Source organism: Rufibacter roseolus, from assembly GCF_017916365.1.
Taxonomy (GTDB): domain Bacteria; phylum Bacteroidota; class Bacteroidia; order Cytophagales; family Hymenobacteraceae; genus Nibribacter; species Nibribacter roseolus.
The window spans coordinates 807,609-832,385 of record NZ_JAFMSU010000002.1 but is presented as its reverse complement, the minus strand read 5'-3'; the positions used below and the strand labels follow the sequence as shown (position 1 = coordinate 832,385).

Annotated in this window: 19 protein-coding genes and 2 tRNA genes; 8 read left to right on the top strand and 13 right to left on the bottom strand. The window is 50.5% G+C overall.

The genetic code is table 11. The features are described 5' to 3' along the window. The first annotated feature begins 51 nt into the window (after nt 1–51). A complete protein-coding gene (locus tag J3P35_RS12445; protein ID WP_210464915.1) occupies nt 52–291 on the top strand; it encodes a heavy-metal-associated domain-containing protein in 240 nt (79 codons plus the stop codon). Nucleotides 292–527: 236 nt separating this feature from the next. After that, nucleotides 528–1,706 (top strand): SDR family oxidoreductase, encoded by a 1,179-nt coding sequence (locus J3P35_RS12440; RefSeq protein ID WP_210464914.1) that lies wholly within the window; start codon nt 528–530, stop codon nt 1,704–1,706. A 196-nt stretch (nt 1,707–1,902) separates the two neighbouring features. On the opposite strand, the gene J3P35_RS12435 is transcribed toward J3P35_RS12440, so the two are convergent. The 5 genes from J3P35_RS12435 to J3P35_RS12415 form a co-directional block, all read right to left on the bottom strand. Further along, on the bottom strand, nt 1,903–3,207 hold the full coding sequence (locus J3P35_RS12435) for an erythromycin esterase family protein (RefSeq protein ID WP_210464913.1): 1,305 nt from the start codon (nt 3,205–3,207) through the stop codon (nt 1,903–1,905). Nucleotides 3,208–3,723: 516 nt separating this feature from the next. After that, nucleotides 3,724–3,796, bottom strand: a tRNA-Thr gene (locus J3P35_RS12430). Between the two features lie 94 nt (nt 3,797–3,890). Then, nucleotides 3,891–3,963: transfer RNA gene (locus J3P35_RS12425), tRNA-Thr, on the bottom strand. 129 nt (nt 3,964–4,092) lie between these two features. Next, the gene (locus J3P35_RS12420; RefSeq protein ID WP_210464912.1) at nt 4,093–6,369 is read right to left on the bottom strand and encodes a DUF349 domain-containing protein; all 2,277 of its coding nucleotides are present in this window, start codon (nt 6,367–6,369) and stop codon (nt 4,093–4,095) included. Between the two features lie 25 nt (nt 6,370–6,394). Beyond that, entirely contained in the window at nt 6,395–6,961 is a 567-nt protein-coding gene (locus tag J3P35_RS12415; protein ID WP_246850197.1) for a YqgE/AlgH family protein, read from the bottom strand. 206 nt (nt 6,962–7,167) lie between these two features. Between J3P35_RS12415 and pdxH the strand changes: the two genes are divergently transcribed. The 3 genes from pdxH to J3P35_RS12400 are packed head-to-tail and all read left to right on the top strand — an operon-like array spanning nt 7,168 to nt 9,698. Beyond that, nucleotides 7,168–7,821, top strand: a complete 654-nt coding sequence (pdxH, locus tag J3P35_RS12410; RefSeq protein ID WP_210464911.1) for a pyridoxamine 5'-phosphate oxidase — start codon at nt 7,168–7,170, stop codon at nt 7,819–7,821. 43 nt (nt 7,822–7,864) lie between these two features. After that, nucleotides 7,865–9,142, top strand: coding sequence for a DUF1015 domain-containing protein (locus J3P35_RS12405; RefSeq protein WP_210464910.1), 1,278 nt, complete (start codon nt 7,865–7,867; stop codon nt 9,140–9,142). Then, nucleotides 9,129–9,698 (top strand): Maf family nucleotide pyrophosphatase, encoded by a 570-nt coding sequence (locus J3P35_RS12400; RefSeq protein WP_210464909.1) that lies wholly within the window; start codon nt 9,129–9,131, stop codon nt 9,696–9,698. Before J3P35_RS12405 ends, J3P35_RS12400 begins: the two co-directional genes overlap by 14 nt. Nucleotides 9,699–9,837: 139 nt before the next feature. Here J3P35_RS12400 and J3P35_RS12395 read toward each other — a convergent pair whose 3' ends face one another. From J3P35_RS12395 to sdaAB, 4 genes are read right to left on the bottom strand one after another with little or no spacing between them, the layout of a single operon-like run. Continuing rightward, nucleotides 9,838–10,836, bottom strand: a complete 999-nt coding sequence (locus J3P35_RS12395) for an NAD(P)H-dependent glycerol-3-phosphate dehydrogenase (RefSeq protein ID WP_210464908.1) — start codon at nt 10,834–10,836, stop codon at nt 9,838–9,840. A 3-nt stretch (nt 10,837–10,839) separates the two neighbouring features. Then, entirely contained in the window at nt 10,840–12,225 is a 1,386-nt protein-coding gene (locus J3P35_RS12390) for an efflux RND transporter periplasmic adaptor subunit (protein WP_210464907.1), read from the bottom strand. A gap of 7 nt (nt 12,226–12,232) precedes the next feature. Next, nucleotides 12,233–13,696: a TolC family protein gene (locus J3P35_RS12385; protein WP_210464906.1), complete on the bottom strand. Its 1,464-nt coding sequence runs from the start codon at nt 13,694–13,696 to the stop codon at nt 12,233–12,235. Continuing rightward, nucleotides 13,696–14,376, bottom strand: coding sequence for an L-serine ammonia-lyase, iron-sulfur-dependent subunit beta (gene sdaAB, locus J3P35_RS12380; protein WP_210464905.1), 681 nt, complete (start codon nt 14,374–14,376; stop codon nt 13,696–13,698). The genes J3P35_RS12385 and sdaAB overlap by 1 nt, the downstream gene beginning before the upstream one ends. A 224-nt stretch (nt 14,377–14,600) precedes the next feature. On the opposite strand from sdaAB, the gene J3P35_RS12375 reads away from it, so the two are divergent. Continuing rightward, complete coding sequence (locus J3P35_RS12375) at nt 14,601–15,569, top strand: tryptophan 2,3-dioxygenase family protein (RefSeq protein WP_210464904.1); 969 nt, start codon at nt 14,601–14,603, stop codon at nt 15,567–15,569. Nucleotides 15,570–15,789: 220 nt separating this feature from the next. On the opposite strand, the gene J3P35_RS12370 is transcribed toward J3P35_RS12375, so the two are convergent. The 3 genes from J3P35_RS12370 to J3P35_RS12360 all read right to left on the bottom strand — a co-directional run bounded on the left by J3P35_RS12370 (nt 15,790) and on the right by J3P35_RS12360 (nt 21,279). Beyond that, nucleotides 15,790–16,206 (bottom strand): T9SS type A sorting domain-containing protein, encoded by a 417-nt coding sequence (locus J3P35_RS12370; protein ID WP_210464903.1) that lies wholly within the window; start codon nt 16,204–16,206, stop codon nt 15,790–15,792. Between the two features lie 424 nt (nt 16,207–16,630). Further along, on the bottom strand, nt 16,631–18,106 hold the full coding sequence (locus tag J3P35_RS12365; RefSeq protein WP_210464902.1) for a RagB/SusD family nutrient uptake outer membrane protein: 1,476 nt from the start codon (nt 18,104–18,106) through the stop codon (nt 16,631–16,633). A gap of 23 nt (nt 18,107–18,129) precedes the next feature. Next, nucleotides 18,130–21,279 carry a SusC/RagA family TonB-linked outer membrane protein gene (locus tag J3P35_RS12360; RefSeq protein WP_210464901.1) on the bottom strand — a complete coding sequence of 1,050 codons (3,150 nt, stop codon included), beginning with the start codon at nt 21,277–21,279 and terminating at the stop codon, nt 18,130–18,132. A 633-nt stretch (nt 21,280–21,912) separates the two neighbouring features. On the opposite strand from J3P35_RS12360, the gene J3P35_RS12355 reads away from it, so the two are divergent. Continuing rightward, nucleotides 21,913–23,490, top strand: coding sequence for an NAD(P)/FAD-dependent oxidoreductase (locus tag J3P35_RS12355; RefSeq protein WP_210464900.1), 1,578 nt, complete (start codon nt 21,913–21,915; stop codon nt 23,488–23,490). A gap of 72 nt (nt 23,491–23,562) precedes the next feature. Further along, entirely contained in the window at nt 23,563–23,922 is a 360-nt protein-coding gene (locus tag J3P35_RS12350; RefSeq protein ID WP_210464899.1) for a CoA-binding protein, read from the top strand. A gap of 172 nt (nt 23,923–24,094) precedes the next feature. On the opposite strand, the gene J3P35_RS12345 is transcribed toward J3P35_RS12350, so the two are convergent. Then, nucleotides 24,095–24,484, bottom strand: a complete 390-nt coding sequence (locus J3P35_RS12345; protein WP_246850196.1) for a rhodanese-like domain-containing protein — start codon at nt 24,482–24,484, stop codon at nt 24,095–24,097. Between the last annotated feature and the right edge of the window lie 293 nt (nt 24,485–24,777).

The following is a 24,777-nucleotide window of genomic DNA, read 5'->3' as shown; positions in this document are numbered from 1 at the left end:
AAGTATTAAAAGCCATTTGTTTATTGATTCCTTTAAACAACTGCTACTATTATGGAAATTCTCAAATTCAAAACCAATGTGTCTGACCAGGATGGTATAGCCAAAGTATCTCCTTTCCTGGGTAAGGTAAAGGAGATAGAAAACTGGAAAATAGACACCCAAACCCAGGAAAATATTCTCAGCATCTCAGGTTCTGGCTTAGATCCGCAGAAAGTAGAGAATGCCCTTGAAGATGCCGGTTACCAGGCGGAGCTTCTCCGTATCCTGGGGGTGGACGGGTCAGAACTTTAGCTGCTTGTCAACCTTTATAGTTGCCCTGCTCCTTTCAGTTGATTCTTCTACTTCCCTAAGCTGCTGTTCATTAACCCTGCTGCCCTATTCTAACCCGTACTTTCATTGGCCGGAAAAGCTTTCTGGTAGCACCTCCATCTCCACTTAGAGGCAGAACATTGTATCTTCTGGAAATAAGCCTCGTAAGAAATTACCTATAACCATTTGCAATAATCCAATCCCTAAAAACGATAGCTATGAATTACTCTTTGAAACCGCTCAATGAGCAGGTAATTGTGATTACCGGTGCCTCTAGCGGCATTGGTTTGGCTACTGCCCTGGCAGCAGCCAAGAAAGGCGCCAAAGTAGTGTTGGCCGCCCGGAACCGGGAAGCCCTGACCGAAGTGGAACAGCAAATCCGGAATGAAGGCGGCGAAGCTATTCACGTGGCGGCCGATGTAGGACGCTGGGAAGAGGTGCAGTGGATTGCCGATGCAGCCCTACGCCATTACGGACGTATTGACACCTGGGTGAATGATGCCGGCGTTTCCATTTACGGGCGCCTGAGCCAGGTGAGCGATGAAGACAACAAACGTCTCTTTGATACCAACTTCTGGGGCGTGGTATACGGCTCTCTGGCCGCCGCTTACCACATGCGCGGCAAAGGCGGTGCCATCATCAACGTGGGCAGCGAGCTCTCAGACGTAGCCATTCAGTTGCAGGGTATGTACTCGGCCAGCAAGCATGCGGTAAAAGGATTCACCGACGCCCTGCGTATTGAACTGCTGGAGGACAAGGAGCCTATCTCAGTAACCCTCATCAAACCGGCCGGCATTGATACTCCGTATCCTGAACACGCTAAAAACTACACGGGTCAGGCGCAGACCCTGCCCGCCCCGGTGTATATGCCCGAGGAAGTGGCCAATGCTATTCTGCACGCTGCTGTAAATCCTCACAGAGACATTATGGTAGGTGGCGGAGCCAAAGTCATGAGTACCTTGAACAAAAGGATTCCGGGTGTGATGGACTGGGTTAGCTCTAAAATGATGTCTAAAGGTCAGTTGAAGGATGAACCCGACACTTCCCGCCGGGATTCTCTGCATAGATCTGTCTCAGATGCCCGGGTGCACGGCAACCATGATGGCTACGTAATGAAAACCAGCCTTTACACCCGCGCCGTCATGCATCCCAAAGTGACCAGTGCCATTGCCCTGGCCGCCGGAGCCGCCGTGTATGCCCTTATCAACAACTCCAAAAAGAAAGGCCACACAAAGGCAACTAGCGGGTACTACAGCACAGGTGACACCCAAACCGGAAGCACCTATCCGGTAAACACCACCTACCCAGATAACACCAGCTTCGCGGAAGATGACCGTTTCCCGGAGGCAAATAACGCCCCTGACACCTCCATCTATCCGGAGAGCGGAAGAATCTGATAAGGTACTGCCATCTTAGATGATCCTTTACAAAAGGATTTTAAAAGTAAAAAGAGGCCCGGAATTCAAACAGAGTTCTAGGCCTCTTTTTTTATTTAATCACCTAATTTATAATATTTTAAATTGTAAATGGAAATAAAAGGTTTAAGGAGCCTTTAAGAAAACCAGCCTTTAAACTTTTTTCCTATATCCAAGATTACATCCCGAAGGGGAAGGTTTCAGGCAATTGGTGGCCCTTGGGTTCCAAGTGCAGCGGGTGAACGGCCTTGGTTTTGTCTATGTACAGAAAGGCATCGTATCGAGCCGATAGTTTGGTAGGGACATAGTTGCCACGGTCCCGCTCTGGGTGGTACACCACTCCAATGGCCCGGTGGCCCATCCAGCCCCGGAAGTATTCTTTCAAAGCCGGTTGTTGGTCAAAGATCAGGAGTTTGTTTTCTGCCGATGCCTCGCGCAGGATCTTCTCCACGCTCTTTTCCATGGCCGGCGGCACGGGCATTTCCTGCATGGGGCCGTCCCATCTGCGGCCCGCAATCACGGAACCCTCGTATGACCCGAAACCCACCAGCACTACTTCCTCTGGCTTGTGCTGTTCCCGTACCAACTGACCCACGTTGATCTCCCCATCGTCTACCATATCAGTAGCCCGAGCGTCGCCGATGTGCGTGTTGTGTTCCCAGACGATGACTTTGGCCTCAGTGCCATGGTAGTTCATAAGGGTATTCAGGGCTTCCACCATGTGGCGGTCCCGTACGTTCCAGGAATTGTCTCCAAACGCTGACATGGCCCGGTAATATTTCTCTCCGTTGGCGGCTACCAGGGCGTTGATCTCGGCGTTGAGACCAGCTTCAGGCGCGTGGTTGTACTGCCCGGCCTTTTGCCTTACTTCCAGCAATAACTGCAGCACCGCCTCCCGGCAGCTGGGCTTCATGGAACTGAGGGCAGTGGCGTAAGACTCTTCTTCGCCGTAGGGCTCAAAGCAATCTATGGCCCGCCGCGCGTAAGCTGCCGCCTGCGGGTCTTCCTTTTCCAGGTAATCCACTATGATCTTCATGGAGTCCCACATGCTGTAGACATCCAGGCCGTAGAATCCTATCTTCTGGTCCGGAACCAGCTTGTCATTGTGGCTGCGCAGCCAACGGGCCAGAGCGGCTACTTCCCAGTTGGCCCACATCCAAGTTGGCCAGCGGTTAAACTGGCGCAGCACCCCCTCAATGCTCTCCGGCGTATCTGGGTAGCCTTTGATCCATCGGTTTATCTCAAAACAATCGGGCCAGTCACCTTCCACGGCGATAAAGGAAAAGCCTTTCTCCTGGACGAGCCGCCGGGTAATCTCGGCCCGCCAGGTATAATACTCATGGGTGCCGTGGGTTGCTTCCCCTAATAGCACATACCGGGCATCACCTATCCTTTCCAACAAGGGATTCAGGTCCTGGGCATTCTGAAGGGGAAGGCAGTAGTTAGCCAATCCGGTCCTGTTCTTTACAGTGGTTTCCGCCATGGTGAGGTTCAGCTGATATACCTATTCTCAACGAACCTTGCACTATCGGGTTTGCCCAATCTGTTTACCTAAGCTAAAACAGGTGTTATTTCATGGGAGGCGCAGAAAATACGGATAGGTCATTGATTATCATGATTTCTGTTGAATAGAGGGAGGTTTCTGTTTTAAGGGTATTTTCCATAAAACAAGCCATTTACAGCGGACCTATGATTGGTTCTTAAAGCAAGGAATATAAACTTGAAATACCAGGAAAACGCCAGGTGTGGTAAAGCGGTGCCTAGGAAATTAAGCGGAGCATTTGTTTTGGAGCCTTTATTTGCAAAACCTGCTCTAAAAGGACTAAAGGAATATGCTTCCAAAGCAACATGAAAAACTCCAGGCATCAACCTTAATGGTCATCTCTTTGATCATGCTCTGAAAGTTGACTGGCAAAAAAGCAGAGTTGGTCACTATTGCAGAAATAATAAGGCACAAAAAAAGCGCTTACATCTTTAGGAATGCAAGCGCTTTGAAGAGAGCCCCCAGCCGGGATCGAACCAGCGACCTACTGATTACAAGTCAGTTGCTCTACCAGCTGAGCTATGGAGGCTTTTGCTTTATTGGCCATATGGCCTCAGAAAGCGGCAATAAAAAGATTTTCAAAAAACAGCACTTACAGGTCCGTCCTATAAGTGCTGTTTGGGAGCCCCCAGCCGGGATCGAACCAGCGACCTACTGATTACAAGTCAGTTGCTCTACCAGCTGAGCTATGGAGGCTTTTGCTTCTGAAACCCTGGTGGTTTCTGAAAGCGATACAAAAGTAGAGGTCTTTTTGATATTTGCAAAAAGACCTCTCAACTAATTTGCGGCCTTTGCAGAAAGGCCCTGAAAGTCAACGTGAAAAATTTACGACCGAAGTGCTTTCAGCTGTCTTTTAAGGTGCTGAATGCGGTTCTGGGCATCGTCAATCTTAGACTGGTATTCTTGCCGGAGCTTCTCTGCGTTCTTTGACCGGGCAAAGAATTCAATGTTGGTCTTCAAAGTAGAGATGTCATTTTCCAGCGAGGTGATATCGCGGCGCAGGTGCTGCTCTTTCTGGTACAGCTTCTGATCACCGTCAGGGCTGGCCTTCATGTGGTTCAGCTGCAGTTGGAACAAAGTCTGCTCTTTCTGCTGCGGGCTCATCTCCGGCACTTTGTCAAGGTACTTGGCCAGCAGCTGTTGGAATCTGTCTTCCACTTTGGGGTTTCTCTTGCCCTCGGTGGAGAAAGACTGCCACTCCTGGTGAATCTGGTTGAACTCATCCAGGGAACCAATAAAGGTTGGATCCGCCACTTTGCCCGCCAACTGTTCACAGTAGTTCTGCTTCTGTGCCGAGAGCTGGTTCAGGTGGGTTTCCTTGTTCTGTACTTCCTGGTGCAGTCTGTCAAAGAAAGCGTTGCAGGCCGTTCTGAACCGGTTCCAGATTTTGTCTGAGTACTTGTCTGGCACGCGGCCAATGGTCTTCCACTTCTTCTGCAGCTGAATGAGTTTTTCTTTGGTGCTGTCCCACTCCTCGCTGTTCTGCAGGCTTTCGGCTTCCTCGCAAAGGGCTACCTTCTGGCGGTAGTTCTGCATCTTCTCCTCGTCCAGGGCTTTGAAGAAGGTATTCTTGTGGTGGAAGAAGGCTTTATAGCTGCTCCAGAAAGCTTTGTTTACTTCCTCGGCGTTTTCCTTAGGCACCAAACCGGCGGCATCCCAGGCTTCCTTCAACTGCTGAATTTGGTCGGTTTTGTCGCGCCAGTCATTGATGCGGTCTGAGGTAAAATGCTGGAATTGTTCAATTTGGGCCAGAAGGGCTCTTTTTTTCTCAAGATTAGCCAGTTCCTCGGTTTTCCGGGACTCAAAGAACTGTTTTTTTCTCTCGTGCACCTGCTCAGAGGCCTGGATGAAGCGGTTCCACACCTGGTCGCGCATCTCATTGGGTACCGGGCCTATGTGTTTCCACTCATCATGCAGGTGGCGGAGTTCCTGCAATGCTTTGTTGATGTTCTCTTCGTTGGCCAGGCCTTCGGCGCGCTCGCACAGCTGGTTTTTGGCATCCAGGTTACGTTTGCGGTCCAGCTCTTTCAGTTCAAAGAAGATGCTGCGGTTGTTGTAGTACATGTCCAGCAGGGCGTGGTAAGAGTTCCACAGCTGCTGGGCCTCGGCGGTGGGTACCTGGCCAATGGCTTTCCACTCGTTCTGCAGTTCTTTGATGGCGTTACCGCTGGTCTGGGTCTCAGAAGACTCAATAAACAGGCGAAGACGCTCCAGAAGGTCGCGCTTCTTCTGCAGGTTCTGGATTTTCTGCTCCTCTTCCTGGCGCTGCTCTCTGAACCGGGCCTCCCTGAAACGCTGCATGGCCTGCTCCACGTCTTTGTGGGCGCGGGGGGCATTGTACTCAAAATCGTCTGGAGAGCCGCCTTCGGCAATAAACCGGTTCAGGGCCGCCTGGCGCTCTTCCTGGAATTGCGGTTCATAGATTCTGTACAGGGTGTTGAGGGCACGGCCAGATTTCCTGGCGTTACCTTCCTGGGCCAAAGAAAGGATCTTGGTTCTTACCTCATCTATGGATAAATGGGTGTAATCTTCCTCTGGGTGCAAGTCTTCCTCTTCAGAAGTGGTTTCCTCGTGGGTTTCCTGGGCGACCGGAGTGGCTGGTGTTTGCACCTCAGGACCGGCTGAGGGGCTTTCTGGACTCGGGTCAGTTGGGGCAGAAGGTTCTTCTGTTTGGGCCACCGGCGTTTCTGTTATCGGGGTGGCCGCAGTGGTTGGTTCTTCGGTGGAGGCGGTTGGCGTTTCTGCTTCTGGGCTAGCTGTAGCCATTGCAGGGGTTGGCAGGTCCGTCTGCACGGGTACTTGTGCAGGCGTTTCTGGCGGCGATCCATCAAAGGCGGGCTCGGTAGCTAGGACGGATGATTGGGTCAACGCTGGCTCCACTTGGGGAGCGGCTACTTCCTGAGCAGCCGAAGCCTCTGTGACTGGGGTTTGCTCAACAGTTTCTGCGGGAACTGCGGGGGCCTCATTACGGGCATTTATTTCAGCTAAACGTTCTTCCAGAATTCTACGTTGGTCCAGCGCCTGGTCTTGGCTAGATTGTGCTTCGGTAGACTGCTCTTCCGCTTTTCCGTTTGGCTGATTTTCCGGATTTAGGTTCATCATACACGTGGGGCTTTGCGCCTTTGGATTAGTTTAAACTTGGGTCCGCGGGATAGTTGGCGTACATTTTGTATTTGCCTCCCATTTCCTTTAATATATCGCGCCACAAGGTATTTATATTCAAAGTAAGCAATTTATTCGCAGCATTGTTATTAACAAACCAAACATTTTTATCAATTTCTTCATCTAGCTGCCCGGGACTCCACCCGGAATAACCCACAAAAAACCTGATTTCGTCCTGTAATACAATTCCTTGGTTAAGCCAACGGGTGAGTTCTTCAAAGTCTCCACCCCAGTAAAGACCAGAGGCAATGGGTTGCGCATCCGGTAAATTAGGCAGGCGATGGATATAGTGTAAGGTGTTGGGCTGCATGGGGCCTCCCACCGCCAAAGCCATGTCAAAGACCTCTGCGTTGATGTCCACCACATCAGACAGATGCAGGGCAGAAACCCGGTTCAGCACCAGTCCTACCGTGCCGTCTTTGTCATGCTGGCAGATCACCACCACACTACGTTCAAAGTTGGGGTCACCCAAGAATGGTTCTGAGATAAGGATGCTGCCCTTCTGGATTTCTTTCGCCATCTTTCTAGTCATCTTTTTCCGTGGATTTAGCTTTCTATACTTACTGAATCGGGGGTTATTTGGTTTGCGGCAGATTCTGTACCAAAATTGAGAAAACGCATAAAAAACGCCGGTCATATTTGTTAAAGCTTAAAAGAAAAGGCTTTTCGCCGTAAATCCATCGCATTTAAACAGAAAGCCCTACTTTTGGAACAGTCTAACAATTCAGTGTAAATACCATGGCCACGCCCCTGTCTCTTGCCGATATCAGGATCAACTATTCCCTGAAGGAACTTACCCTGGAAGCCATCTCCCAGGACCCGCTGCAACAGTTTGAGACCTGGATGCAGGAAGCCCTGGAAGCCAAAGCCGATGAGCCCACCGCCATGACCCTGAGCACCGCCGATGCCCACGGCCGGCCCACTGCCCGGGTAGTCTTATTGAAGGCTTTACAGAAAGAAGGGTTTGTGTTCTACACCAATTATGAGAGCCGCAAAGGCCAACAACTGCTGGAAAACCCTTTTGCCGCCCTCACCTTTTTCTGGCCAGCGCTGGAACGGCAGGTGCGCGTGGAAGGCCGCGTGGAACGCGTTTCCCCGGAAATGTCAGACACTTATTTCCATAGCCGGCCGCGCGGGAGCCAGATAGGGGCCTGGTCCTCGCCGCAGAGTACCGCCATTGCGGACCGCAGCATCCTGGAGAACCTGGAGAAAGAGTACTCGGCCCGCTTCAAGGACCTGGAGGTGATTCCCCGGCCCGAGCATTGGGGTGGTTACCAGGTCAAGCCAGACCGGATTGAGTTTTGGCAGGGGCGCCAGAACCGGCTCCATGACCGGCTCTTGTACGAAGTGGACAGCCACGGGCACTGGCACATCCAGCGCCTGGCGCCCTGATCGTTTAAGGTCCATATTTCAAAAAACAGCTTAAAACCAGTCAATGGCTGAAATACTCCCCATCAAAGGCTTCAGGTACAACCCCAGGCTCCCGTTTTCCATAGACGCGCTCACCTCTCCCCTATTCGACGTGGTTTCTGTGAAGCAACGCCAGGCCCTTTACCGGAATCCCTATAACAGCATCCACTTATCGGTGCCGCCCGGCCCGGATCCCGCCGACATGGCCCGCCGAACCGCCGAGCACTGGAAACGGGCTGGCATTCTGCTCCAAGACCAGTTACCCGGCATCTACGTCTATTACCAGTATTTCACCTTGCCGGGCTCCAGCCGCGAGTACTGCCGCAAAGGGTTCATGTGCCACATCAAGGCCTACCAATGGGAAGAGCAGGTAATCCTCCGGCACGAGAACACCATCCCGGCGGCCGTGAACGACCGCATAGAACTACTGGCCGAGACCCGCATGCACACCAGTGCTACCCACGGCTTGTTCCTGGACCCCGACTTCACCCTGGAGCAGTACATGGATGAAAGCATCACTTCGCCGCTGTATGAATCTGAGGATTACCAGGGCGTGCGCGATGTGCTCTCCGTGATCCATGATGCCGAGGTTATCCAAATGTTTGTAGACCTGCTGCGGGACCAGCAGATCATTCTGGCAGACGGCCACCACCGCTACGAAGGGTCTTTGCAGTACCGGAAGAAGATGCAGGAACAATTCCCCGGAGCCACAGGTGAGGAGCCTTTCAATTACCATTTGATGTACCTGACCAATGCCGCCTCAGATGACCTCCGCATCTTGCCAACCCACAGGCTGTTAGAGCGTTTACCCATCTCACCGGAAGAATTTCTGGAGCGGTTGCAGGAGTTTTTCGTAGTTACGCCCATTGAAGAGGCCTATGAACTGAACGAGGTGATTGTGGGTAAGAAGTGGGCGTTTGGAGTTTATTTTGGCGAAAACAGCTTTAAAGCGCGGCTCAAACCTGAGGTACACGCTCAATTGGATTGGGACATTCCGCAGGAGGTGAAAGACCTGGACCTAACCGTCATGCACTATTTTATTCTGGAACGCGTACTAGGAATCTCCCCAGAGGAACAGCGTCAGTACCCGGGTCTCTCCTACGTCCGGTCCTTTGCCGAGTGCATGGCCAAAGTGGACAGTGGCAAAGCCGAAGTGGCCCTGATCACGAACGAGGTGAAGATGGAAGAGGTGCAGCGGGTTTGCCACTCGGGTGCTGTTATGCCTCAGAAATCAACGTTTTTCTACCCCAAAACCATTTGCGGGTTTTTATTCAGCTCAATAGACGAAAATGAATTTTACTAAAAAATACATCCTGGCCTCCAACTCCCCTCGCCGGAAGGAACTGCTCACCAACCTGGGCCTCCCGTTTGAATCCCGCGTAAAGGAAATAGACGAGACTTACCCCACAGAACTGGAACGCGCCGAGGTTGCCGAGTACCTGGCGGCCCACAAGGCCAGCGCCTACCGTGAGGAACTGCAGCACGAGGAAGTCATCATCACCGCCGATACCATTGTTTGCCTGGACCAGACAATTCTGAACAAGCCCTATGACCACGCGCAGGCCACCCGCATGCTCACGATGCTCTCAGGCCGCAGCCACGAGGTCTACACCGGGGTTTGCCTCCTCAGCCTGGAGAAAAGCGTGGTCTTTCATGATGTGACCACGGTCCACTTCAGAGATCTCACCCGAGATGAGATAGATTTTTACATCAACCACTACAAACCCTTCGACAAAGCCGGAAGCTACGGCGCCCAGGATTGGCTGGGCTTGGTAGGTATTAAGCGCATTGAGGGTTCTTATTTCAACGTGATGGGCTTACCAGTGCACCGCCTATACGAAGAACTCCTGACCTTCTAGTATAATCTCAAAACCGTATTGAGGCCGATTATTAGAAAAAGCCCCTAAAACAGAACACCCGCCCTCATATGAGGCGGGTGTTCTGTTTTAGTCCTAAACCATGCATATCGGGTAGTTTCCTAAGGAAAAGCTGTCGTGCTTACTTAAACTTATCCTTTAAGATCTCGATCTCAACTCCTGGAGAAATACGCTCATAGAGAATATTGTAAACGGCGGTGGTAATAGGCATATCTACCTTCAGGCGCTTGTTCAGTTCATGTATGCTTTGCACGGCGTAATACCCTTCGGCCACCATGTTCATCTCAAACTGAGCAGATTTCACCGTATAGCCCCGCCCGATCATATTCCCGAAGGTACGGTTCCGGCTGAACTGCGAATAGGCGGTTACGAGTAAGTCGCCCAGATAGGCGCTGCCTTTCAGGTCGCGGTGCAGGGGCATGAGGGCATCCAGGAAACGCTCAATCTCCTCCATGGAGTTGGATACCATCACCGCCTGGAAATTGTCGCCGTAGTTAAGGCCGTGGGCGATGCCGCAGGCCAGGGCGATGATGTTTTTCATAACCGCGCAGTACTCCACGCCGTCAATGTCGTCCAACGGATTGGCTTTCACGTAGCGGTTCCGGAGCAAGGCGCAGAACTGCTCGGCGCGGTCCAGATCCACCGATCCGATGGTCAGGTAAGACTGTTTTTCCAAGGCTACTTCTTCGGCGTGGCAAGGACCGGCAATCACGCACTGGCGCTCGGGCGGGACGCCATAATGCTGCTCCAGAAAATCAGTGATCAGCAGGTTCTCCTTCGGGATCATGCCCTTCACTGCCGACACCACTGTTTTGCCTTGTAAGGCGTCTGGGGCCAAAGGCGACAAAGCTTCTTTCACAAAGGCGGCGGGAACGGCCAGGATCACCCAGTCTGCCTGAGTTACCGTTTCCCGGATGTCACTGGAAGGATGAACGTATTCCAGGTCAAACCTAACCCCGCTCAGGTATCTGGGGTTGTGGGCATACTGTTGGAGATGGTGCACATCGTCCTGGTTCCTGAGCCACCAACTTACATCCGTTTTATTTTCTGATAATATCTTCACCAGGGCGGTTGCCCAGCTTCCGCCGCCTAACACGGCAATTCTTTCTCTTTCCTGCAAAGCTTAGTTATCCTCTTCTTCTGGTTGATCTTCTTTTAAATTTTGGCTCAGTGATTTTTCATCCTTCACAGTTACCAGGTCACCATCTTTGAGTTGTTTGGAAACCGCTCTGAATGGGCCAGAAACCACCTCCTGCCCCAGTTTTAAACCGGATAAAATCTCTATGTTGTCAAAGTCACTGATGCCGGTGGTCACCTTCACCATCTTCACTTTTCCGCCCTCGTGCACGAACACCACTTCTTCCGGACGTTCCTCGGGTCTTACCGGCTTGTCTTCCTGCGTAAAATTGTTCTCCGGGCCATCGGTTTTATCTTTTGGCTTGTCTTTGGCGCGGGTAGTCACGGAGGCTAACGGAACCGACAGAACATTGTTTTTTCGGTCAGTGATGATGTCTACGGAAGCGGTCATACCCGGTCTGAAAGGCGTGCGGCCATTTTTCTGAATGAGGTCTTTGTAAGACTCATTTAACAACCTGATTCTTACCTCAAACTCTGTCACGGCCTCAAGTGAAGCTGCGTCTTTTGCAGTGTTGGCGATGGACGTTACTACGCCTCTGAACTTGCGGTTGGTGTTGGTGTAGGAATCCACCTCCACAATGGCCGAGTCATTCAGGCGCACGCGCACGATGTCGTTCTCGTTCACGTTCACCCTAATCTCCATGTTGTTGAGGTTAGCGATGCGCATGATCTCGGTACCGGCCATCTGTGAGGTTCCCACCACGCGCTCACCACGTTCTACGTTCAGCTTGGAAACGGTTCCACTTACGGGCGCATAGATGGTGGTTTTCTCCAGGTTCCTGCGAGACTCATCCAGGGAGGCGCTGGCGCTGCGTACGGTAGACTCAGCAGCTCTCACGCTCTGGCGGGCGGCATCCACTTCGGCCCGGTTGGCCTCAAACTGGGCCCGGGAAGCATCTATTTCAGACTGGGAAATTACCTTCTGCTCAAACAGCTTCTGGTTACGCTCATAAGACTGCCTGATGTTCTTGCTGTTGGCTACGGCCTGGTTCAGGCGGGCTCTGGCCTGGGCCAGGTTGGCGCGCTGCGTATTTACCGAGGCAGACTGCATCTCCACCATGGCCTGGTAGTTGTCAGGGCGGATACGGAGCAACAGCTGACCAGCTACCACTGAGTCTCCTTCTTTCACGTACAGTTCGGTTATCTCCCCTGAAACGTCAGGGCTGATCTTTACTTCAATCTCGGGCTGCACCTTACCAGAGGCGCTTACTTTCTCTACTATACTAGCGGCCTTTGCTTTGGCCACCGCTACTTCTATTCCTTCTTTCTTCCCTATCCAACCCTGCTTTTTGGCTACCAGCAACCCTGCCAGAAGTAAAACCAATAAGCCACCCAGAATGTAAATCAGTTTGTTCGATTTGCGTTTTGCCATGAGTCAATTAGAGAGTGATCGTTTTTCCCTGATAGAATTCAAGGAACTTGAGTCTAAAGATGTAATCGTATTTAGCCTGGATAATGTCTGACTGGGCTTTCACATAGTTGTTTCTGGCCACGTTGAAATCCACGCTATTGATGAGGCCGTTGTTCAAACGTATCTCAGCATTTTTGAAGGATTGCTCAAAAGACTCCAGCTGCTTTCTGGCAGATACAAACCTTTTCTGGGCATTGATGGCGTTGGTATAAGCCTGCGCAATGTTCTGCCGAAGCTGGTTTCTGGCAATGGCCGTGTTCAGCTCGGCGTTTCTCAGGCCTATTCTGGAAAGTTGCACATTGTTGCGGGTCCTGAAACTGTTGAGGATAGGAATGCTCAGGTTCAACCCTACATACTGGCCCAGGTTGTCCTGCAACTGGTCCATGTACTTATATTTAGTGGGAGTGCGGGTTCTGTCTGAGTAGGTGGTTATCACGGGCGTGTTGGTGCCTTGTACCACCCCAATGGTCTGGGTTACGGTTTCAAGAGGGCCAACTAAAAAGAAGGGCGTTCCGCTGGAGTAGCGGGTACTCACACTTCCGCCCAGGCTAAGGGTTGGGAAATAGGCACCTTTGGCAATGTCAATGGTTTTTAAGGCACTCTCTACCCGCAACTGGTTGCTTCTGATCTCCGGCATGATGCTTTCTGCCGTCTCATAGACCTGCTGGGCATCAAATGCGATCACAGATTGGTCCGGATCTGGCAGCTGCGGTATCTCAATAGCGAAATTAGCAGGCGCCGTGTTCTCCAAATTAAGCAGCTGAATTAACTGCAGCTCTGATATTTCAATCTGGTTCTGTGCCGTGATGATGTTGAGCTCGTCGCTGGCCAACTGGGCATTGAGTTCCAGCACGTTGCTTTCCGGCACACTGCCAGCTTTAAAAAGCTTTTGGGTCCGCTCAGCCTGGGCCTTGGTCAGGTTGTAGCGCTCCTGGTTTGTTTTCAGCAGTTCCTGGTTCAGCAGAATATTCATGTAAGACGTCACGATATTCAGCATGAGGTCATTCTGCGCCTTTTTCAGCTCCAGTTCGGTTGCTTTGAGGTTAAGCCTGTTCCGCTTCACGGTGTTCTGGACCTGCAAACCGCTGAAAACCGGCACCGATGCCTGCAATGAGAAACTGCTGGAGCGGTTTGACTCGTTACGCTGCTCATAGGTAATGGGGTCATTGAAGAAACCGAAGCTCATGCCGTGTGAGGCGCTGGCATTGAACGCAGGCAGGAAATTGGCCATGGCCTGTCTTACGTCAATGGCATCCTGCTCTACAAAAAGGCCAGTCTGCTTTACCTGCAGGTTATTCTGCAGGCCGGCCTGGATGCACTGCTGCAAACTCCAGACGGTTTCTGTGGGTGTGGTGGTCTGGGCCACCAAAAAGGTATGGCAGCCAATGACCAAACCCAGCGAAGCTAGAAATTTGGAAGAAAAACGTCGCATTATAAGTCAATGTTAGGGATATAGATCACGTTCTTGACCCAACTCAGCTGCCGTAGGTACTCCAGCGAGATGGGGCGCAGCCCCGAGTCCATTTCAATGAACTGGCGGGCCACATCATTGCGGCCTTTGCGTGACACGTTCATGGTGGCAATGTTGCAGTCATCATGGGCTATAATGCTGCTGATGAAAGCGATACTGCCTGTCACGTCATCGGCGTCAATGATAAGCGTATGCAGGTTAGCCGAGAAGTTGGAGGGAAAACCATCCACCTCCACAATGCTGATCACGCCTCCGCCCCGGCTTTGCCCCACTACCTCGCAGGTTCTACCATCAGCAGCCGTGAGGTTGAGCTTGATGGTGTTTGGGTGCATGGTAGAAGCGTTCCCGATGGATTTGAAGGTGTACTTCAGGCCGCTGGCTTCTGCATGGGTAAAGGACTCTTTGATGCGGGTGTCATCGGTTTTATAGTCCAGGAGCCCGGCAAGGATGGCCCGGTCACTGCCGTGCCCCTCATAGGTGCGGGCAAAGGAGTTATAAAAGGTGATGGTGGCCTCTACCGGCGCTGAACCCAGGATCCTTATCGCGGCCCGCGCAATGCGTACCACCCCGGCCGTGTGCGAGCTGGAGGGTCCTATCATCACCGGCCCAATCATATCAAAAATGCTGCTTTTCTCTGCCATTGTCTTTGTGCTTTCTTCCGGCATCAAAGTTAAAGATATTGTTCACCCTTAGGCAGCCGCTGCCAAAAAAACAGAAGTGGAACCTCATTCAGGAAGATGCAGGAAGCAGCCGAATGGTTGTCCTGCTTTCCCTCATATTGCGTATAGAAAAGGTTCAAACCAATTTCTTTTACTTTCTTTGTCGCAAGTAAAGAAAGATAATTACAACATTCAGAAAATAATATATGCCGGACCGCACCTTCTCCCCCCAGGTTCTGGAACTGCTGGAGCGCCTCCAACAGAAATACAGCCCGCTGGGCCAAGACCTGGCTTCTTACCTTGAAGGTCTTCTGTACTCAGACTTCATCAACTACTGGGACTATATCCACCTGGACACCCTCCTGAGCCTGCAGACTCCCCGCACCAAGATCCCTGATGAAGAAATCTTCATCATGTACCACCAGGTAACGGAACTCTATTTCAAGCTTTGCCTGCATGAATACCGGCAGATTGGAGAGGACCCTGCTCCCACTGCGCAGATGCTCATTAAGCGGGTGGGCCGCATTAACCGTTACTTTGAGAACCTAATTGACTCCTTTGATGTGATGGTGGACGGCATGGATCCCAAGGAGTTCCTTAAGTTCAGAATGGCGCTTATGCCGGCCAGCGGATTTCAGAGCGTGCAGTACCGCAAGATTGAGATCTGCTCTACTGATCTGCGCAACCTCACTGACAAAGCCAAGCGTGAAGCCCTAGGCCAGCAAAGCACCCATGAGGAGATGTTTGGTTGCATCTACTGGAAAGAAGGCGCCACAGAGGCGGCCACCGGCGCCAAGACCCTGACCCTGCTTCAGTTTGAGGAGAAGTACTCTAAAGAGCTCATGCAGCATGCCCAGGAATTCCAGCACAAAAACGTTTGGTCTGTTTTCAGGCGGCTTTCTGAAGAAGAGCGTCAAAATCAGAAACTCATCAATCACCTCAAAGAACTTGACAGCAACGTCAACGTGAACTGGCCCCTCATGCACTACAAATCGGCGGTGCGGTACCTGCAGCGCGACCCAGAGGTAATTGCCGCCACCGGGGGCACCAACTGGCAAAAATACCTGCCTCCCAAATTCCAGAAGCGCATTTTCTACCCGGAGATCTGGACCCAGGAAGAAAAAGACAACTGGGGCAAGGGTTGGGTGAACGACATCATTGGCGAGGTGAGCTAAATTTCAACATTCATAAAGGGAGCTTAGGCTCCCTTTTCTTTTGCCCTATAATTGCCTGCTCCTCACTCTGGTTTTGAGCCCGATTTTGGAAAAACAGGTCCTAAATGCAAGGGCTAACAATACCCTTTTGGTGCTCACCTTTAGTATCTGTTAAGGTTTAGGAAGAGGCTTTTAAATAGTTCTTTTCAGAAATTAATAAAATCTGTTTAGAGCCTGTTTTTCAGATTTTGATCATTTTCTTAATGACCTGGGCCTTGTCTATTTTGATGCTGATATAATAATGTCCCTGCTGAAGGGAATGTATTTTCAGGTTGATTTCCCCTTTTTCATCGGCGGTATAAGTTTTCTCGTCCATGACAATGTAGCCAATGGCATTCTTGATCAGGATGGCCGCGGAGGTATTCTTAGTAAAGCCTTTGATGTTTACCTCATCAGTTGAGTTGGGATTGGGATACAGCTTCAATAACCTGCTTACAACAAGCTCCGGGGTTCCGGTGGAGCTAGCGGTTGCAATTGGTTCTTCAACAGGCTTGGAGCCAAAACTATTCTTGGCCACCAGGCTTTGGGTGAGCAGCAACATCATTGCCACCAACATGAAGTAAGGGGCCCATCCGGTTTTGATAGAGGTAAATTTCATAGTTCGTTTTTTTATAGATGGTTAGGGGGATTTCTGTTTCCAAACAATTATGATTTGCTTTCCTTTTCTGCCCTTGTTTCTGACCTCCATCCCTTCCTCAGGGCACCTGGTTTTCACAAATCTTCTTGTTTCTTAAATAAATGTATCTTTTAGAAATGCTACTTGAAACCAATTCTTGACCAGGCCCATGATAATATGTATGAATCTGGATATTTCACTCCTGAGTACAGATTAGCCTTGCCTATAACATTGCCAGCAACACCAAGGGCATGGTGACTAACGATGAGAGAGCAGCTTATAAGAAGAGCTGGTAATTGGGTAAAGCCATCATGCGTATTGACCATTGTTTTTGAAAAATAGCATTAAAACAAAAAAAGGCTGCCCTTTGCAGAGCAGCCTTCTTGAATATAAAACCTGAACTTCCTTATGGGTTTTGAGGCCCGAAGTTAGGGTTGTTGATGATCTCCAGTTGCGGGAACATGTAAATAAACAGGTCGCTGTTAGCAGGGGTAGTGCCCAACACCGCAGTGTGGTTACCTTCCCGTACCAAAGGCTTCTGCAGACGTTTGATGTCCATCAGCCCGAAACCTTCGCCGTACAGCTCTTTTCTTCTCTCTACCCAAATCTCATCCACCAGTTCAGCACCGGTAGTGGTTGGAGCAACCGCATCGGCTGGATTTGTGAAACGTTGCTGACGCAGGGCAAATACCAATTGCTGAGCATCGGCATCCTGACCCAAACGGGCTTTCGCTTCCGCTTCAATCAGGTACATTTCCGCAGAACGCATCAGCACGAAGTCACCACTCAGGTCTGGCAGGTCCTTGAATTTAGTAACTGTGTATCGGTTGGCATCGGTGGTACCCACCGCTTCCTGGAACTCCCGGCGAGCGTCTGTCAAAGCAAACAACTCAACGAATTTATCATTCGCCCGGATGTTGTTATAACCTCTGCGCACGTAGGTTCTGTTGCCTTTTGCGTCAGTGGTGTAACGACCATCCATAGTGGAGTAGAAAGAAGCAAAAGCTACCTGCTGATCAGCTGATTGGGCAAGTCCCCAGATCCATTCATTATTGGCGTAGTTGTTAAAACCTTCCTTCCAAACAGATGGTGACATCAAAGGATAACCTTCTCTTGCTTTGGCAGCGTAATCAGCGGCCTGCGCCCATTCACCCATCTCCAGGTAAACGCGGGCCAACAAACCTTGGGCTACATTCTTGTTGATGCGGCTTTTGGTTGGTCTGGCGGTGGTCAGGTCACGCTCAGCAATGGTGAGGTCCTCCAGAATCTGGGTATACACCTGCTTTAATGTGGCTCTGGGTTGCCCCTGAGATTGCGCAGTTGTTTGCTCCAGTACCAACGGTACGGCCAATGCATTTGGATCCTTCAGGTACGTATGCTGGTAAGTCCGGGCCAGGTTGAAATAACCGAAAGCACGCAGGGCTCTCGCCTCACCTTCATAGGCCAGACGTTGGGCTTCTGTCATACCAGGTACTTTGGCCGCGTTGGCAATGATGTTATTGGCGTTGGTAATGATACCGTAGTTGGTAGCCCATAACATATAAGTACCGCGGTAAGTTGGAAGCTTGTTATCCAACTCGTATTGGAACACAAACCAGCTGGTGGGTGCCATGATATCCTGGCCCATTACGTCCCAGGTTTCATTGAAGTGCGGCACACCGTAGCTGTCATGGCTGGCTGTTGAACCGGAGTTCACCGGTGCATCGCGCATTAACCGGTAGATACCAGTCAAAGCAGCCTCCACCCCAGCCGTAGAGCTGAACGCCTGCTCGTAAGACACGGCGTTTGAAGGAACCGTCTCCAGGAAATCATCTTTACAGGCGCCTAAGCCCAGAGTCGCTCCCAGGATTACAGTATATATTCTAGCTTTATTAATTTTCATTTACTCTAGTAATTTGTCTGTTATTAGAAAGAGGCACGTACCCCAACAGAATACGTCTTCATGGTTGGGAAACTGTTGGAAGTGATACCGTCAAGCGATTGCTCAGGATCCATTCCTTTCAGGCCTTTAGACCAGGTCCACAGGTTGTCGCCTTGTACAAACACGCGCAGGCCTTTCATTCTCAAACGCTCCTGTACGTTAGCTGGCAAGGTGTAACCCAGGGTTACGTTGCGCATGCGTACATAAGAAGCATCGGTGAGGAAGCGGGAAGAACGTGCGTTGGCGTTCAAAGACTGACCGGTACCCAAACGAGGAACATTTCCATTTCCTGGGTTCTCAGGTGACTGCCATCTGTTCAGAATGTCAGTGCTCCAGTTGTAACCGGCAGAAGAACCACCGCCCATCAGGCCGCTGTAGTCAGTGTTCAGGATTTTACCGCCGAAGCTGTAAGAGAACAACAGACCCAGGTCGAAGCCTTTGTAGCGCAGGTTGTTTGACAAACCTCCGGTTACGTCTGGCAAGGCATTACCAACATAGTAACGGGTAGCCTGGGCGTAGTTGGTGGTGGTTTGTCTTTCCACCACGCCTTCTGCGTTGGTTACATCACGGTACCACATGCTCAATCCAGTCTGCGGATCTACCCCTGCAAAATCCTCAATGAAGAAGTCATAGATAGACTGACCCACTTTGTACTGCTTGGTTCCGCTCAAAATAGTTGGCTGCGGAAGCTGGGTGAACTCGTTGGTATTATGAGCTGCATTCAGGTTCATATCCCAACCGAATTTCTCAGTGTCCACGATGTGGGCAGTGATGTTGGCCTCAAAACCTCTGTTGCGCATAGCACCCAGGTTGGCAGACACTCTTGTGAAGCCCAAAGAAGGAGGCAACGGTTGATCCAACTGAAGGTCTTTTGAGTTTCTGTCATAGAAATCCAAAGACACATCAAATCTGTTGAACACGGTAGCGTCTAAACCTACGTTGAAGATGGCTTGTTTTTCCCAAGTAAGGAAAGGGTTCTCCAGGGTAGACACAATCATACCCGGTGCAGACAAGTCTGGGTAACCAGTGTTGTAAACACCTCTGTAAGCATAGTAAGAAGAAAGGTTCTCGTTACCTGATGTTCCATATGAAGCTCTCAGTTTGGCGTTATTCAGCCAACCCAGTTCTTTCATGAAGTTCTCCTCAGACAATCTCCAGGATGCACCCACAGAGTAGAAGTTACCCCAGCGGTTATCTTTCTGGAAACGGGAAGAACCGTCACGACGGAAGGAGGCAGACAGGTAATACTTATCGGCTAAGCCGTAGTTCACCTGGCCTAGGAAGCTTTGCAGCGCACGTCTGTCAGTTTGTGAGTTGGAGCTCACAATGGTAGCGGCGTTGTCCAGCTCGGTCATGCCTTCAATTGGAATGAAACCGGTCTTCTGGGTAGACACTGAGTTGGAAGAAAGGTTATATACCTCAAAACCACCCAAGGCGTCAATGGTATGCTGGCCAAAAGTTTTGTTCCAGCTCAGGATGTGGTTGAAAGTGTACTCCGTGAAGGAAGATCTGCTTTGGGTACCACGTCCGCCAATTGAGCCGGAGGCATCACCGTATTTAGGGTTGTAGAACGTCACGCCACGGTAGTTGTCACCGTTCAGGGCCAAAGAGGTTCTGTATTTGAAATCTCTCAGGAAAGTGATCTCAGCAAAACCATTCCAGCCCCAGGTAAGGTTACTTCCTTTAATAATATCCAAGGCAGTAGTACCAACCGGGTTGCTGTTGCCGCCGTAAGGACGCGCCGTGTTGAAGTCAAACTCCTCTGGTCCTGTGAATGGAGTGCCATCAGCGTTCTTTCTTCTGTAGATTGGGTAAATGCTGGAGATGTTACGTCCCCAAGACACTACGTTCCGGAAAGAGGTTCCGCTGGAGGTTGGTGCGTTCTGGTCTGTATAAGAAAGGTTAGCGCTTAAGCCAACTTTAATGTTGTCACGCACCTGTGAGCTTAAGCGCAGACGGGTAGAGTAACGCTTGAAGCCGGAGGTAATGAAGGCACCCTGCTGATCAAGGTAGTTCCCTGAAAAGTAGTAGTTGCTCTTATCATTGCCACCCTGCACGCTGAGGTCATATTCCTGACGCACGGCTTTTCTGTACAACGCATCTCTCCAGTCTTCATCCCACGCCGGGGTCAAACCTGGTTTGATCTTGCCGTCCAGACCCACTGGCTCTACTTCAGTAACTCCATTGGCGTTGTTGAAAGGATTGTATTGCTGTCCGTTGCCGGCACCTGCCAATCTAGAAACTACCAGCTTAGAGGCATACTCCTCCGGAGAAGCGTATTTACCTTCCCAAAGTGCTTTGTTGGCTCTGGCGTCGTTGCGCAGGGCTTCCCAGGTAAGTTCATACATTTGGGAGGCGTTCACGGTCTTGTAATCCTTCACGGCAAAGTCAGAAACCCCAACGGTAGCCCCGAAGCTGATGGTAGGCTCTTTAGGAGCAGAACCGCCTTTGGTCGTGATCACGATCACACCGTTGGCCGCTCTAGATCCGTAAAGAGAAGCCGCTGTAGCGTCTTTCAACACGGTCATAGACTCAATGTCATGCGGGTTGATGGCATTGATGTCACCGGAATAAGGCGCACCATCCACTACGTACAGCGGAGAGCTGTTGGCGTTCACAGAACCTACCCCCCTGATACGAACGGCACTGGTAGTACCAGGCTGTCCGCTGGAAGAGGTTACCTGAACCCCAGGAGTTAAACCAGAAAGCGCTTTGGTCACGTCGTTGGCCTGCATTTTTTCAATGGCCTCAGACTTCACAGAGGTCACGGAACCGGTATAGGACTTCTCCTCTGCCGTACCGTAAGCCACTACCAATACCTCGCCCAGTTGGGTGTTATCCTCCACTAAAGCTACGTTCACAGTGCTTTGGCCGGCAATGGCCACTTCTTTATTAGTGTACCCAATAAAAGTAAACACCAGCGTTCCGTCAACAGAAGGAATGGAGATCTCATAATCACCGGTGACACCGGTAGGGGCAGCGGTTGTGCTGCCTTTGAGTTGAACAGTAACCCCTGGCATTCCTTCGCCAGTCTTTGCATCGGTTACTTTTCCTTTAATTGTCCGACTTTGCGCCCACGCATGGCTAACCAGCGACAGCAACAAGACGAAGCTGAAAAATATAACTTTCTTCATTTAGGATTTTGATTGTAATGGGTCGGAAATTTTACTTTTCCTTTCAGATTGGTTTGCCTGAATATAGAAAGTACAAGTTGTCTGGTTTCCTTCCCTAAAAATGTTTAGCTCCTATTTTTCAACGCTTTACTAGGAACTTGAGTGTTTGTCTGTGCCAGAATTGATAAAAACTGGTTTAAGCGGTTTTTTGGCGGTTGTTGCAATTACTGCTTACAGGTACTCTTTCTCTTATCTCCCTCCTTTCCTTCTAGTTATCATTCAAAATCAGATTTCTCTGATTTGCAAAAATAACGGACTGTCAATTGATTTTAGTTTATGCACTTTTCTTTTTTGCAAGATTCTTTATAAAATTAAATACTTCTTTGAAAGGTCATATCTGAAAATCAATTTTGGTTGCCGTTTTTACCTGGAAAGCAGGCTTTTATGATCAAAACCTTTTTTTGCACCCAAAACTTTGATGCGTCATGCAAAGTGGAAAGCATCTGTTTTTGCACTGGTTAAGGTAAAAAGGCCCAAAAACGAATTTATCTACACTGTTTTTGGTTAAGCAAGAGTGGTTATCTTTGCAGCCATTTTCGGGAAGGAAAACCCACCCATTTTATACTTTAAGGTTAACTACCTTACATCTGCTTTATGAAAAAAGAACTTGACTTAGTCTTAGCGCCTGAGGTAGCCTATGACCCTGCCCTTCTGGAGCGCGAGCTTTTGCAGCAAGCCGGAATCACCCGTCCCGAAGATGCAGCCTTCATCCATAAGATAAAACGATCCATTGATGCCCGCGGCCGCAAAGTGCAGGTAAAGGTGCGCGCCGATGTGTACACCATGGCCCCTGACCTTTCTACCCTGCTGCCTACCTACCATTACCCTGAACTGAGACCAGATGCCAAGCGGGTTCTCATTGTGGGGGCCGGTCCGGCTGGGCTTTTCGCGGCTATGCGGTGTATTGAACTGGGCCTGAAGCCGGTGGTGGTGGAACGAGGCAAGGATGTGCGTAGCCGCCGCCGGGATCTGGCCGCCATCAACAAAGAGCATATCGTTAACCCAGACTCTAATTACTGCTTTGGCGAAGGTGGGGCCGGTACCTACTCAGACGGCAAGCTCTATACCCGCTCTAAAAAGCGCGGCGATGTGCAGCGCATCCTGCAGATCATGGTGCAGCACGGCGCCACAACTGATATCCTGTTTGATGCCCACCCGCACATCGGGACAAACAAACTGCCGGTGCTGATTGCCGAGATGCGGGAAACGGTTCTGGCTGCTGGTGGCGAGATCCATTTCAACACGCGGGTAACTGATTTCATTCTGGAGAAAAACCAGATGAAAGGCGTTATCACCGCCGATGGTTCTTCCCTGGAGGGCGAAGCCGTGATCCTGGCTACCGGCCACTCGGCCCGGGATATCTATGAGCTTTTGCACGCGAAGCACATCCTGATTGAGGCCAAACCATTTGCCATGGGCGTACGGGTAGAGCACCAGCAAAGTCTTATTGATGGCATCCAATATCATTGTGACGGTGACCGTGGCATGCACTTGCCGGCGGCTTCTTACGCACTTGTGCAACAGGTGGCTTATAAGGGTCAGGAGCGCGGCGTATTCTCGTTCTGCATGTGTCCGGGAGGTTTTATTGTACCATCGGCTACGGCTCCCGGTGAGGTGGTGGTGAACGGCATGTCGCCCAGCCGGCGGGATTCCAAGTACGCCAACTCCGGCATTGTGGTGGCGGTGAACCTGGAAGACATGGACTTGAAGCAACACGGCCCTCTGGCCGGACTGCGCTTGCAGCAGGCCTTGGAGCAGAAAGCATGGGCTGCCGCGGGCGGTACCCAGGTGGCCCCAGCCCAGCGTCTCCATGATTTCGTGAAAGGAAAGGTTTCCTCTTCGCTCCTGGACACTTCTTATCAACCTGGGCTAGCCTCAGTAGACATGATGGAAGTGTTGCCACCTATGATTGGACAACGGTTAAGAGGCGGGTTCCAGGAGTTCGGGTATAAAATGCGGGGTTACCTCACTAACGATGCCCAGATTGTGGGTGTGGAAAGCAGAACGTCCTCGCCGGTACGCATCCCCAGGGACAAAGAAACGCTGCAGCATCCGCAGATCCAGAATTTGTTCCCCTGCGCCGAAGGTGCAGGGTACGCCGGTGGAATCGTTTCGGCGGCTATGGACGGGGAACGTTGCGCTGAGCAGGTAGCTGTTTTGATCCGCGGTTAACCCGCGGCCCTTTTGTGAGTATAACTACTTATGGCGTTTAACGCCTGATTTTCTAATCTAAAGTGAGAAGAGATGAAAAAGACCGTGGTAATAGGCGCCTCTGACAACCCAGGACGCTTCAGTTATAAAGCTGTCCATCAGCTGAAAAGATCGGGCCATGAGGTGGTGCCGGTTGGCATCAGGCGCGGAGAGGTGGCCGGTTTACCTATTGAGACAGAGAAACCTTCCATTGACGAGGTAGACACAGTGACCCTGTACGTGGGACCGCAGAACCAGCCCAGCTGGTATGATTATATCCTGTCGCTCAAACCCAAACGCATTATCTTCAACCCTGGAACTGAGAACTACGAACTGGAGAAAAAGGCAAAGGAGCAAAATATCAAAACCCTGCACGCCTGTACTCTGGTCATGCTTTCCGTAGGGAATTACTAGGCTTTTAGGAGCCTAATTGTAAAAAAGGGTTTCGGGGCTGTTTTCAAAACAACAGCCCCGAAACCCTTTTTCTTTTATACCCGAAGGTTTAATACAGTTGCTATGGTGTAAGCTTTGACCCAAAGCTGCTTTGTTTTGAGCCGATTTCTGAAGAACCAGGTCAGAAACAGCCTTACTTTTTCTTTTCGTCCTTTGTTTTCAGACCAGCCGCTTTCAGATCTTTATATCCGCCAATGTTATAGACGTTGGTGAACCCGGCCTCCTGCATCAATTTCAAGGCTTGTCCGCTGCGGTTCCCGCTGGCGCAGTATAGATAATAAGTCTTGTCCTTGTCCCACCCTGCAAACTCCTGGGCGAACTTTCCGCCTCTGAAATCTGAGTTGCGGGCTTTTTTCAGGTGCCCCGCCTGGAACTCCTCCGGAGTGCGTACATCTACCAGCACGCCCTTCTCCTTTTTGCTTACTTCCTTGTATTCTGTGGCTGTAATGGCTGCCTTTGGTTTTTCCTGTGCCCAAAGAGGCTGGACGCAGAACAGCGCCAAAGCGAACATGATTCTTTTCATACCATAAAGATGAGAGGATTGCTTTTTGTATCCAAACAAACCAAGCCAACAACCTTCGGGAAGGGAAATCTTGGTCATCGTTCTACAGCAGTTTTTCAGAAATCGGCATAAAAACAAAATAACAGAATATTTTATTGGCGGGCAAAGAAGAAGCTAAAGAGTGAATACACTTGGTAAACAGCACATTACCTTAATATTATTTGATTTTACTTCAATAATATTGCTGGTATCTTATATTTACTTGAAAAATTTTCCGGACCTCAGGCAACCGATCTCTGAGGGGGCGCATCTAA

Excerpts from the sequence above, each read along its gene's own strand:
- J3P35_RS12445 (WP_210464915.1), top strand. The coding sequence starts at position 52 with ATGGAAATTCTCAAATTCAAAACCAATGTGTCTGACCAGGATGGTATA.
- J3P35_RS12440 (WP_210464914.1), top strand. The coding sequence starts at position 528 with ATGAATTACTCTTTGAAACCGCTCAATGAGCAGGTAATTGTGATTACC.
- J3P35_RS12435 (WP_210464913.1), bottom strand. The coding sequence starts at position 3,207 with ATGGCGGAAACCACTGTAAAGAACAGGACCGGATTGGCTAACTACTGC.
- J3P35_RS12420 (WP_210464912.1), bottom strand. The coding sequence starts at position 6,369 with ATGATGAACCTAAATCCGGAAAATCAGCCAAACGGAAAAGCGGAAGAG.
- J3P35_RS12415 (WP_246850197.1), bottom strand. The coding sequence starts at position 6,961 with ATGACTAGAAAGATGGCGAAAGAAATCCAGAAGGGCAGCATCCTTATC.
- pdxH (WP_210464911.1), top strand. The coding sequence starts at position 7,168 with ATGGCCACGCCCCTGTCTCTTGCCGATATCAGGATCAACTATTCCCTG.
- J3P35_RS12405 (WP_210464910.1), top strand. The coding sequence starts at position 7,865 with ATGGCTGAAATACTCCCCATCAAAGGCTTCAGGTACAACCCCAGGCTC.
- J3P35_RS12400 (WP_210464909.1), top strand. The coding sequence starts at position 9,129 with ATGAATTTTACTAAAAAATACATCCTGGCCTCCAACTCCCCTCGCCGG.
- J3P35_RS12390 (WP_210464907.1), bottom strand. The coding sequence starts at position 12,225 with ATGGCAAAACGCAAATCGAACAAACTGATTTACATTCTGGGTGGCTTA.
- J3P35_RS12385 (WP_210464906.1), bottom strand. The coding sequence starts at position 13,696 with ATGCGACGTTTTTCTTCCAAATTTCTAGCTTCGCTGGGTTTGGTCATT.
- sdaAB (WP_210464905.1), bottom strand. The coding sequence starts at position 14,376 with ATGGCAGAGAAAAGCAGCATTTTTGATATGATTGGGCCGGTGATGATA.
- J3P35_RS12375 (WP_210464904.1), top strand. The coding sequence starts at position 14,601 with ATGCCGGACCGCACCTTCTCCCCCCAGGTTCTGGAACTGCTGGAGCGC.
- J3P35_RS12370 (WP_210464903.1), bottom strand. The coding sequence starts at position 16,206 with ATGAAATTTACCTCTATCAAAACCGGATGGGCCCCTTACTTCATGTTG.
- J3P35_RS12365 (WP_210464902.1), bottom strand. The coding sequence starts at position 18,106 with ATGAAAATTAATAAAGCTAGAATATATACTGTAATCCTGGGAGCGACT.
- J3P35_RS12360 (WP_210464901.1), bottom strand. The coding sequence starts at position 21,279 with ATGAAGAAAGTTATATTTTTCAGCTTCGTCTTGTTGCTGTCGCTGGTT.
- J3P35_RS12355 (WP_210464900.1), top strand. The coding sequence starts at position 21,913 with ATGAAAAAAGAACTTGACTTAGTCTTAGCGCCTGAGGTAGCCTATGAC.
- J3P35_RS12350 (WP_210464899.1), top strand. The coding sequence starts at position 23,563 with ATGAAAAAGACCGTGGTAATAGGCGCCTCTGACAACCCAGGACGCTTC.
- J3P35_RS12345 (WP_246850196.1), bottom strand. The coding sequence starts at position 24,484 with ATGAAAAGAATCATGTTCGCTTTGGCGCTGTTCTGCGTCCAGCCTCTT.